This is a genomic window from Comamonas sp. GB3 AK4-5 (assembly GCF_041320665.1).
Classification (GTDB): domain Bacteria; phylum Pseudomonadota; class Gammaproteobacteria; order Burkholderiales; family Burkholderiaceae_C; genus Comamonas.
Map to the genome: position 1 here is coordinate 159,207 of NZ_CP166730.1, position 11,120 is coordinate 170,326.

An 11,120-nucleotide genomic window follows, 5' to 3' on the forward strand; every position below is an offset into this window, starting at 1 on the left:
TGCTGCGCTCAGGCCGGCAGTGCGCGCTCCAGCAGGGCCGCCGTATCCAGCGCTCGGACATCGATGGCGCCCAGCACGCGGGCATCGGCCTGCACGACGCGGGTGGCGATAAAGGCATCGGCCACGGCCGCCGGTGCATGGCGGCGCAGCAGACAGGCCTGGGCCAGCAGCACCAGTTGCTGCGCGATGCGGCGGGCCAGCAGCTCCTGCTCGTCGGCGGGGCGTTGCAGCAAGGCCTGCAGGTTCTGTATGGCGGCGCGCAGTGCGGCGTCGTCACCTGCGGCATCGATCAGGTCGGCCAGCAGCGCCTGGGTGCATTCCGGCTCGCGCGCCATGGCGCGCAACAGGTCCAGGCACATGATGTTGCCGGAGCCTTCCCAGATGCTGTTGACCGGCGCGTCGCGGAACAGCCTGGCCACCACGGCAGGCTCCACATAGCCGTTGCCGCCCAGCACCTCCATGGCCTCGCCGGTCACCTCAATCGCGCGCTTGCATACCCAGAATTTGGCGGCCGGTGTCATCAAGTGCTTCCAGGCGCGTTCGGCAGGTGCAGGGGCCATGCCCTCGCAGGCCTCAAAGGCGGCAGCCAGGTGCATGGCCAATGTGGTGGCGGCTTCGCTTTCCAGTGCCAGATCCGCCAGCACCGCGCGCGCCAGCGGCTGTTGTGCCAGGGGTTTGCCAAACACATGGCGGTGCCGGGCGTAGTGCAGGGCCTGGACCAGAGACTGGCGCAACACCGCGCTGCTGCCCAGCACGCAGCACAGCCGGGTGGTGGTGGCCATCTCGATGATGGTGGGAATGCCCTGGCCGGGCTCGCCCAGCAGCAGGCCATAGGCACCATGGAATTCCACCTCGCTGCTGGCATTGCTGCGGTTGCCCACTTTTTCCTTGAGCTGCTGTATCCGTACGGCGTTGCGCGTGCCATCGGGTTGCCAGCGCGGGACCCAGAAGCAGGCAGGGTCGGTATCCGGGGTCCGCGCCACCACCAGGTGGGCATCGCTCATGGGGGCGGAAAAAAACCATTTGTGTCCAGTGAGGCGGTAGGCCTGGCCACGGCCGCCGGCGCCATCGGGTGTGGCCAGCGTGGTGCTGGCGTGTACGTCTGAGCCGCCTTGTTTTTCCGCCATGCCCATGCCCACCCACAGCGCTTGTTTTTCGGGCCAGGGGCGGTCCTGGGCATCGAACTGGTGGGACAGCAGGCCGGCTTTGACCTGGGGCCACAGCGCTTCCCGGCGCAACACGCCAATGGCAGCGGTGGTCATGGTGGGTGGGCACAGCGAGCCTTGCTCCACCTGGCCGTGCAGGTAAAAACCTGCAGCCCAGGCGCTCCAGCGGCCAGGGCGGCTGCTTTCATAGGGCAGGCCGACCAGGCCTTGCTCGCGGTACAGCGTCAGCAGCGCATGCCAGCAGGGGTGGTAGTGCACGGTGTCTATGCGCCGCCCGCGTGCATCAAAGCTTTGCAGCTTGGGCATGTGGGCGTTGGCCTGTTGCGCCCATTGCCAGGTCGAGGGCGCGGTGACGTGCTGGGCGTAGTCGTGCAGAGAGGGCTGGGCCCAGGCTGCGTGGCTGTGGAGCAGGGCATGGAGCAGGGCCGCGTCGTTGTGCAGCAATGCCTGCTGGCAGGGCTCGTCAACCTGGTTGAGCACCTGGTGCGTGTCGAAAGAAGTCATGGCCATACCTCTCAACTGCTGGAGTCGATCAGTATGGCGGATGGAATATGACGGCCTGGATTAGAAGGTTTCCCAGTCGGCGTCGGAGCCTGCGGTGGCAGGCGCCGGGGCTGGCGCTGCGGCGCTGGCCGTCGATTTTTGCAGCTGGCGGGGAGGGCTGCTGGGGCGTGCCGCCGCAGACTGGGGGGCGGTGCGGGGTGCATTGGCCGGGCGGCTGCCACCAGCAAAGGACGGCGCATGTGAGGCATTACCCTGGGGGCTGTGCATGCTGGCAGCAGCGCGGTTGTCCAGCTGGAACACGGCCACGGCCTGGACCAATTTTTCGGCCTGGGATTGCAGATTGGAGGCCGCAGCGGCGGACTCCTCCACCAGGGCCGCGTTCTGCTGCGTGGTGTGGTCCATCTGTGTGACGGCCTCGCCCACCTGGGCCACGCCCTGGCTTTGCTCGCTGCTGGCGGCGCTGATCTCACCCATGATGTCGGTCACGCGGCGGATGGCGCTGACCACCTCGGTCATGGTGGTGCCAGCCTGGTCCACCAGCTGCGTGCCCTGGTCCACCTGCTGCACGCTGGCGTCGATGAGCTGCTTGATTTGCTTGGCCGCATCGGCACTGCGCCCGGCCAGGGTACGCACCTCGGTAGCCACCACGGCAAAGCCCCGGCCCTGCTCGCCGGCACGTGCGGCTTCCACGGCGGCATTCAGCGCCAGGATATTGGTTTGAAAGGCAATGGAGTCGATCACGCCAATGATGTCGGCAATGCGCTGTGAGCTGCTCTGTATGCCCTTCATGGTCTCGACCACGCGGTTCACCACATCACCGCCTTCCACCGCCACGTTGGAGGCGCTGCATGCCAGCTGGTTGGCCTGCTGGGCGTTCTCGGCGTTCTGGCGCACGGTGGAGCTGAGTTCTTCCATTGAGGCCGCCGTCTCTTCCAGCGCACTGGCCTGCTGTTCGGTGCGTGCGCTCAGGTCGTTGTTGCCCTGGGCAATCTCGGCGCTGGCGGTGGCCACGCTTTCCGCGTTCTGGCGCACGGTGTAGACCACGCCGGTCAGGCTGTCGCGCATGGCCGAGAGCGAGGACAGTACGAGAGCCACCTCGGCCAGCCCTCTGACTTCGATCTGCTGCGACAGATCGCCATGGGCCATCCGATCGGCAGCGCCGCCGGCCGTGGCCAGCGAGGTGGTGATCTGCCGGTACATATACCAGAGGATGGCCGCCATGATGACCACCATCAGGGTCGCCATCGTGCCCAGGGCCACAAACCACAGGCCTTTCTCGGCCTCGGCCGCTGCCACGGCACCGGAGGTGCGCTGGTCCAGGGCGGTCAGAAACTCGTCCACCGGCTTCATGATCTTGGCCTTGATGGCGTGGTATTCGAGGCCGTGCACCATCTTGCGGGCCTCTTCCAGATTGGGCTCGCGCTTGACGGTGAACTTGCCCGTGCCATCGTCGTACAGGCCTTTTACCATGAACATGGCCGCAGTCTCCAGCTTGACCAGGGCATTGGATTGGTCTTCCGCCTGTTTGAGCAGGTGAAACTCTTGCTCGGTGAAGCCTGCTTTTTTCATCAGATCGTTCAGTGCGGCCGCTTGATCGAAGCCTTTGCCAGGGTCGATGTCGGCGGCCCGGAAATCCCAGTAAATCTTCTCGTACTGTTTGGGCCGGGGCTTGGCGCCGTTGCGTATGTCCAGAATCTCCTGGTATTGCTGCTCCCAGCGCGGGTCACCGGTGACCACATAGGTGCGGGCCAGCCGGGTCAGATCGTCCGAGCTCTGGCGCATTTCATCGGCCAGCAGATAGGAGTTGTAGCGCGCGGCCTGCGCCTCGGTCAGGTGGAGTGAGGCCTGGGAGAGCTGAAAGATGCAGAACCCACCCAAGGCCAGCACCAGGGCCACCGTGGCCAGTGCAAAGGTGAAAAGTTTTTTGATGCTTGGCTGCATGACCCTACCCTGCTGTTGATTCCACAGAAAAACAGTGTAGGAGCCGGCCTTGCGTAGGTGCAGGCTGGCTTGATGGGCGGCACTCCGCTGTCACCGCCAACCCACAGTGTGTGGATGGCCAGGGTGGTGTGTTCAGCCCGCGTGGGCAGCGATGACGCGCAGCACCTCGCTGCCATAGGCATCGAGTTTTTTGCTGCCAATGCCGCTGATATGGCCCAGGGCCTCCAGCGATTGCGGGCATTGCTCGGCAATGGCTGCTAGCGTGGCGTCCTGGAAGATCACATAGGCCGGCAGATTGTGCGATTTGGCCACCTCGGAGCGCCAGGCCTTGAGGTTGATGAAGCGGGCCTGTGCATCCGGCCCCAGATTGGCCGCTGCCGCATTGGGTTGGGTGCCGCGCTTGCTGTTGCGGCTGCGTGGGGCAGCGGTGGTAGCGCGCAGGTGCACGCTCAGATCGCCGCGCAGCACGGCGCGCGAGCCTGGGGTCAGGCACAGGGTGTCGAAGACATGGCCGCTGTTCTCGCTGGTCACCTTGTGCAGGCCCAAAGCGCCCGTGGCCAGCAGCTGGCGCATCACGCCGCGCAGCTGGGGCTCGCTGTACTCCTTGCCAATGCCGAAGGTGGAGATTTTGTCGTGCAAAAACTGGCGCACCTTGTCGGTGTCCTTGCCACGCAGCACGTCCATGATGTGGCCGGCGCCAAAAGTGAGTTGGCTCATCTCGTGCACGCGGTAAATGGTGGACAGCAGCTTGCGCGCCGCATCCGTGCCATCCCACACGGTGGGTGGCTGCAGGCAGTTGTCGCAGTTGCCGCAGGCATGGGAGGCCTCGCCAAAATACTGCAGCAAACGCACCCGCCGGCAGTCCGTGGCCTCGGCCAGCGACAGCAGGGCATCCAGCTTGCCGCGCAGCACCACCTTGAACGGCTCTTCGGCATTGCCTTCGTCGATCATGCGGCGCTGGTTGACCACGTCGGACAGGCCATAGGCCATCCAGGCATGGGCGGGCAGGCCATCGCGGCCGGCGCGGCCGGTTTCCTGGTAGTAGCCCTCGATGTTCTTGGGCATGTCCACATGGGCCACAAAGCGCACATCGGGCTTGTCTATGCCCATGCCAAAGGCGATGGTGGCCACCATCACAATGCCGTCTTCGCGCAGAAAGCGGTCCTGGTGCTGTTGGCGCACTTCCGAAGGAAAGCCCGCGTGGTAGGGCAGGGCGTTGATGCCGGCCTGTTGCAGGGTCTGGGCAATTTCCTCCACACGCCGGCGCGACTGGCAATACACCACGCCGGCCTCGTCCGTATGCTCGTTCTGTATGAAGCGCAGCAGCTGGTTGGTGACGTCTTTTTTCTCGACGATGGTGTAGCGGATATTGGGCCGGTCAAAGCTGCTGACGAACTGCTGTGCCTGCTCCAGGTGCAGGCGCTCCACGATGTCGGCATGTGTCAGGCTGTCGGCCGTGGCGGTGAGGGCAATGCGCGGCACGCCGGCATAGCGCTCGTGCAGCACCGACAGTGCCCGGTATTCGGGGCGAAAGTCGTGGCCCCACTGGCTCACGCAGTGGGCCTCGTCGATGGCAAAAAGGCTCAACTGGCCCTGGGCATGCAAATCGTCCAGCAGGCCCAGAAAGCGCGGGGTCACCAGGCGCTCGGGCGCCACATACAGCAGCGTCAGCTGGCCGCTTTGCAGCTGCCACTCCACCTGCTGGGCCTCGTCATAGCTCAGCGATGAATTGAGAAAGGCCGCATCCACGCCGGCCTCATGCAGCGCACCCACCTGGTCGTGCATCAGTGCAATCAGCGGCGACACCACCACGGCCACGCCTTGACCCGCACGCTGGCGCACAATGGCCGGCACCTGGTAGCACAGGCTTTTGCCACCGCCGGTGGGCATCAGCACCAGGGCATCGCCCCCTCCAATGACATGGTCGACGATGGCTGCCTGGGGGCCGCGAAAGGACTGGTAGCCAAAAACGTCGTGGAGAACGGACAGGGCAGCGGACAAGGGAAACTCGAAAAAGTGAGCGCTTAGAGCGTGGTGCTTGCTTGAGAACGCGATAAAGCACTCAAGTGCGGGGCCGGAGCAGGCGAGGGCAGCAGGGCAGCAGGGCTGCGCTGCTGCCGCTATTGTGCGCCGACCAAGGCCACAGCCCATCCGCAGGGGCAATGCCTGAGTGCAAGGCAGCAGCGCCCAGCCCGCGCATTCCGTGCACGCCCGCCTGCCTGATGGGCAGCCACGGAATGGCCCCGATGCAGGCAGCCTGCCGCGCATGGCGTGACAATATGTAGAGGCACTCTCCCATAGCTCCCGCACCATTCCGGGGGCTGTGTGCCGTTTGAAAAAGGTTTTTCTTTCATGTCCCACGACTCCTTTCTTTCCGCCCTGGTACAGCAACTGGGTGCGGATTGCGTGCACATCGGCTCCCAGGTGGAGGCGCGCTTTCACACCGACTGGAGCGGTCAGCCCCCTGTGGCGCCGCTGGCCCTGGTGCGCCCCCGCAGCACCGAGGCGGTGGTCAGCCTGCTGCGCCTGTGTCATGCGCACCGCATCCCCGTGGTGCCCCAGGGTGGGTTGACGGGCCTGGCCGGTGCTGCCGTGCCCACGCCGGGCTGTGTGGCCCTGTCGCTGGAGCGCATGCAGGCCATAGAGGACATCACCCCCCGCACCGCGCTGATGACGGTGCAGGCCGGCGCCACGCTGCAGTCCGTGCAAGAGGCCGCCGTGGCCGCCGGCATGGTGTTTGGTGTGGACCTGGGCGCGCGCGGCAGCTGCCAGATTGGTGGCAATGTCTCCACCAATGCCGGCGGCAACGGCGTGCTGCAGCACGGCATGATGCGCGAGCAGGTGCTGGGCCTGGAAGTGGTGCTGGCCGACGGCACGCTGTTGCCCATGTTGCGCCCCATGCTGAAGAACAACACCGGCTACGACCTCAAGCAATTCTTCATCGGCGCCGAAGGCACGCTGGGTGTCATCACCCGCGTGCTGCTGCGCCTGCGCCCCGCACCGCAGGCCAAGGCCACGGCTCTGGTGGCCATGCCGGACTTCGACGCTGCCCTGGCCGTTTTGCAGCGCATGCAGCGCCACTTCGGCAACAGCGTGGCCGCTTTCGAGCTGATGTGGGACAGCTTTGTCCAGGCCTCCATCCGCTGGCAAAAGCTGCAGCCGCCTTTTGCGCAAAGCCATCCGCTGCTGGCGCTGATCGATGTGGATGGCAAGGACGAAGCCAGCCTGCGCGCAGCCGTGGAGGAAGCCCTGGGCGAAGCCATGGAAGCGGGCGAGGTGGTGGATGCCGTCATCGCCCAGTCCCAGGCCCAGGCCAAAACGCTGTGGAAGCTGCGTGAGGCCCCGGCCGAGCTGAACACCCAGATGCACCCGCCCATCAACTTCGACGTCAGCCTGCCCCAGGCCGACATCGGTCGTTTTGCCGATGCGGTGCAGGCCGCCTTCGATGTGCGCTGGCCCGGCCACCACAGCCTGTTCTTCGGCCATGTGGGTGACGGCAATCTGCATGTCTCCACCGATGGCGCCACGGTGAATAGCGAATGTGAAGCGGTGGAGGCCGAGCTTTACCGCCTGGTGGGCGAATTCCGCGGCAGTGTCTCGGCCGAGCACGGCATAGGCCTGCACAAAAAGCCGTTTCTGCATGCCAGCCGCACGCCGCAGGAGCTGGCCGCCATGCGCGCCATCAAGGCCGCGCTGGACCCACTGGGGCTGATGAACCCGGGCAAGGTCTTCGACTGACCCGCCGCTCTTTCTTTTCTTTTTGACAAGCAATGCCCCGGGTTCGCCCGGGGCGCCCAGATTTTTGGCCATGACCGTGAATTCCGCCGCCCTGGCACGCGCCGAAGTGCCTGCCCTGCCCGCCTATAACGCCGGCCTGTCCTCCGACGCCGTGCGTGCCCGCTATGGCGTGGCCCATATTGCCCGACTGGGCAGCAATGAAAATCCCTATGGATGCAGTCCGCGTGTGGTGGCTGCCATGGGGGATCTGGCACGCCAGATCCCCTACTACCCGGACGCCAGCTGCAGCGCGCTGCGCGAGGTGCTGGCCGTGCGCCATGGCGTGCAGCCTGAGCAACTGGTGCTGGGCAATGGCTCGGAAGACATCATCCAGATGCTGTGCCAGGCCTTTACCGGCCATGGCGATGTGGTGCTGACCCAGCGCCCCTCCTTTGGCCTGCACGAAATCTACCCACGCATGATGGGCGCCACCGTGGAACTGGTGGCGTTGACGGCAGACCTGGAGTTTGACCTGGCCGCCTGGTGCGCGGCCCTGCAACGCGCGCCCAAGCTGGCTTTCATTTCCAACCCCTCCAACCCCGTGGGCTGCATGTGGACGGCGGAGCAGTTTGCCCAGCTGTTGCAGGCTGCATCGCCCGACACCTTGCTGGTGGTGGACGAGGCCTATGTGGAATACGCCCAGCACACCCCAGGCTACCCCGACACCCTGGCCCTGCTGCAAGGCTGTGGCAAGCCCTGGGTAGTGTTGCGCACCTTCTCCAAGGCCTGGGGCCTGGCCGGTTTGCGCGTGGGCTATGGCGTGGCGGGTGACGCCGCCACCATCGCCCTGCTGGACCGGGTGCGCACGCCCTTCAATGTGAACCAGGCGGCACAGATTGCCGCCCTGGCCGCCCTCAAGGACGAGGCCTTTATGCGCCGCAGCGTGCAGGCCACCGTGACCGAGCGCGATGCCCTGGCTCAGCGCCTGCGCGCGGCCGGGCTGCGGGTGGCGTCGTCGGCCACCAATTTTCTGTTCATGGACCTGGGCCAGGATGCGGCCGTGGTGGCCGAAGGCCTGCTGGCCCAGGGCATCATCACCAAACCCTGGAAGGAGCCTGGCTTCAGCCAGTTTTTGCGCGTGTCCGTGGGCCTGGCGGAAGACAACAAGCGCTTTGCCCTGGCCCTGGCCTCGGTGCTGGGCCGGCCTATCTAGGCGCAGCTATCATGACGGCCTCGCTGTTCGATGACCCGCCCCAGTCCGTGGAGCGGATCGCTATCGACGACGGGGCCTGGCTGTTGCGTGGTTGGGCGCTGGCCGCGCAAACGCAATGGCTGGCCACTGTGCAGCAGGTGCTGGCAGCCCAGCCTTTTCGCCGCAGCCTCACGCCCGGTGGCCGGCCCATGTCGGTGGGCATGAGCAACTGCGGTGCCTGGGGCTGGGTGACCGACCGCGCAGGCTACCGCTACAGCCCCACCAACCCGGACACCGGCCTGCCATGGCCCGCCATGCCTGTTTTTCTGCGGCAGCAGGCGGTGGATGCAGCGCTGGCTGCGGGCTACCCCGGCTATGCGCCCGATGTCTGCCTGATCAACCAGTACCAGCCGGGCGCCAGAATGGGTCTGCACCGCGATGCAGACGAGATGGACTGGCAGGCCCCCATCGTTTCTGTCTCGCTGGGCCTGCCCTGCACGTTTCTATGGGGTGGGCTGGAACGCAGTCACCCGGTGCGCCGCCTCTCGCTGCTGCATGGCGATGTGCTGGTTTGGGGCGGGGCCACACGCATGGCCTACCACGGCGTGCAGCCGCTGAAAGACGGCCAGCATGCGCTGCTGGGGGCGCAGCGCTGGAATCTCACCTTTCGCATGGCACGCACAGCCTTGGCGGGCGGTCTGCCGCGTTGCAAATCCGCGCAATAGCAGGCTATTGCTGTGGTGTTGCGCCTTGCATCCCATCCCGCAAAGGCAGTGCGTCAGGTGCTGTAGCGCTCACTCCGCCGTAGGCATTGCATCGCCCAGCCAGCGCCTGGGCCCGGGTCCGTTTTGGGCACACAGGTCACCGGGGTTGGTAAACATGCAGGTCTTCATGGACAGGCAGCCGCAGCCTATGCACTGGTTGAGGCCGTGGCGCAGGCGCTGCAGTTCGGCAATGCGCTCGTCCAGTCGCGCCTGCCATAGACGCGACATCTTCTGCCAGTCGCCACCCGTGGGCACATGGCGGTTGGGCAGGCTGGACAGTTGCTCGGCGATTTCTTCCAGCGTAAAGCCCACGCGCTGGGCAAAGACGATGAAGGCAATACGCCGCAAACAAGAGCGGTGGTAGCGCCGGTGGCCGCTGCTGCTGCGCACGGCCTCGATCAAACCCAGTGACTCGTAAAAGCGCAGGGCCGAAGCCTTGACGCCGCTGCGCTGGGCGATTTCACCAATGGCGATCAAAGGATCATCCTCAATTTTCATAGCGGTATTCCTTTGTGGGTTTGACTTAAAGTTTACTTGAACTTGAAGAATCCAGGCATCGGTTTGCAGCAGCGCTGCAGTGGCCAAGGATTTCTTTGAGGAGTGTGGAGATGAGGTTTTTGCAAGTGCCGATCAGGCACACCACGCTGGCGGTGGCCTTGGCTGCCGCAGCGGTATTGGCAGGATGTGGTCGCCAGGGCGTGGACCAGGCCCATGCGGCCGGCGCACCACCTGCGCCCGAGGTGCTGGTGGCCCAGGTGGCCGCCAGCAGCACCCAGGTGTGGGACGCGTTCAACGGCCGCATCGAGGCCGTGCAAGCGGTGCAGCTGCGCCCGCGCGTCTCGGGCTATATCGAGCGTGTGGCCTTCAGCGAAGGCCAGGAAGTGGGCAAGGGCCAGCTGCTGTTTGTCATTGACCAGCGCCCCTACCGCGCAGCCCTGGCCAGCGCCCAGGCCCAACTGGAGCGTGCCCGTGCAGCCGCCGGGCTGGCACGCAGCCAGGACGAGCGTGCGCGTTCGCTGATGGCAGGCCAGGCCATCTCGCGCGAGGAGGCAGAGGCCCGCGCGGCCGAGCTGGCCCAGGCCGTCGCCCAGGTGCGTGCCGCCGAGGCCGAGTTGGCTGCCGCGCAGCTGAATCTGGACTTCACCGAGGTGCGGGCCCCCGTGGCCGGCCGCGTGGGCCGCGCCCTGCTGACCATGGGCAATATGGCCCAGGCCGACCAGAGCCTGCTGACCAGCCTGGTCTCGCAAGACCCGGTCTATGTGTACTTCGATGTCGATGAGCACAGCTATCTGCGCTATCAAAAGCTGAGCCGCGAAAGCCGCAAGGGCCATGACGCCCGCCCCGTGCGCGTGGGCCTGGCCGGCGAGGACGGCTTTGTGCACGAGGGCGTGCTGGACTTCACCGACAACCAGCTCAACGCCGACACCGGCAGCATGCGTTTGCGTGCCCGCCTGGCCAATCCCGAGCGCAGACTCACTCCGGGCCTGTTTGCGCGTGTGCAGCTGCAGGGCGGCGGTAATGCCCAGGAGCTGCTGCTCATCGACGACAAGGCAGTGCTCACCGACCAGAGCCGCCAATACGCCTATGTGGTCGAGAGCGTTGAAGGGCAGGGCCATGTGGCCCAGCGGCGCGAGCTGCAACTGGGCCGCCTGGTCGACGGCCAGCGCGTGGTGGAGCAGGGCCTGAGCGCGGGCGACCAGCTGGTGGTGGGTGGGCTGCAGCGCATTTATTACCCGGGCATGCCGGTCAGCCCCAAGGCCGTGGAGCCTGCCAAGAAGGCCCCCGCAAAGACGCCTGTTGAGCCCCAGCCTCAGGCTGCGGCCCAGTGAAGAAGAG

The 11,120-nt window shown here is 65.8% G+C and carries 8 protein-coding genes; 4 read left to right on the forward strand and 4 right to left on the reverse strand.

The window, feature by feature from the left end:
- Positions 1–8 precede the first annotated feature (8 nt).
- From ACA027_RS00670 to recQ, 3 genes are all read right to left on the reverse strand, one after another.
- Positions 9–1,670, reverse strand: coding sequence for an acyl-CoA dehydrogenase family protein (locus ACA027_RS00670; RefSeq protein WP_370680492.1), 1,662 nt, complete (start codon positions 1,668–1,670; stop codon positions 9–11).
- 60 nt (positions 1,671–1,730) lie between these two features.
- Positions 1,731–3,611, reverse strand: coding sequence for a methyl-accepting chemotaxis protein (locus tag ACA027_RS00675; RefSeq protein ID WP_370680493.1), 1,881 nt, complete (start codon positions 3,609–3,611; stop codon positions 1,731–1,733).
- A 132-nt stretch (positions 3,612–3,743) separates the two neighbouring features.
- Entirely contained in the window at positions 3,744–5,612 is a 1,869-nt protein-coding gene (gene recQ / locus ACA027_RS00680; RefSeq protein ID WP_370680494.1) for a DNA helicase RecQ, read from the reverse strand.
- A gap of 351 nt (positions 5,613–5,963) precedes the next feature.
- Here recQ and ACA027_RS00685 point away from each other — a divergent pair, with 351 nt between their 5' ends.
- The 3 genes from ACA027_RS00685 (at position 5,964) to alkB (ending at position 9,245) form a co-directional block, all read left to right on the forward strand.
- Complete coding sequence (locus ACA027_RS00685; protein ID WP_370680495.1) at positions 5,964–7,349, forward strand: FAD-binding oxidoreductase; 1,386 nt, start codon at positions 5,964–5,966, stop codon at positions 7,347–7,349.
- Between the two features lie 70 nt (positions 7,350–7,419).
- Positions 7,420–8,541, forward strand: coding sequence for a histidinol-phosphate transaminase (locus ACA027_RS00690; RefSeq protein ID WP_370680496.1), 1,122 nt, complete (start codon positions 7,420–7,422; stop codon positions 8,539–8,541).
- Between the two features lie 11 nt (positions 8,542–8,552).
- Positions 8,553–9,245: a DNA oxidative demethylase AlkB gene (gene alkB, locus ACA027_RS00695; protein ID WP_370680497.1), complete on the forward strand. Its 693-nt coding sequence runs from the start codon at positions 8,553–8,555 to the stop codon at positions 9,243–9,245.
- A 69-nt stretch (positions 9,246–9,314) separates the two neighbouring features.
- Here the strand turns inward: alkB and soxR are convergent, their stop codons facing one another.
- Entirely contained in the window at positions 9,315–9,782 is a 468-nt protein-coding gene (soxR, locus tag ACA027_RS00700) for a redox-sensitive transcriptional activator SoxR (RefSeq protein WP_370680498.1), read from the reverse strand.
- A 110-nt stretch (positions 9,783–9,892) separates the two neighbouring features.
- Between soxR and ACA027_RS00705 the strand changes: the two genes are divergently transcribed.
- Positions 9,893–11,113 carry an efflux RND transporter periplasmic adaptor subunit gene (locus tag ACA027_RS00705; protein ID WP_370680499.1) on the forward strand — a complete coding sequence of 407 codons (1,221 nt, stop codon included), beginning with the start codon at positions 9,893–9,895 and terminating at the stop codon, positions 11,111–11,113.
- Positions 11,114–11,120 lie beyond the last annotated feature (7 nt).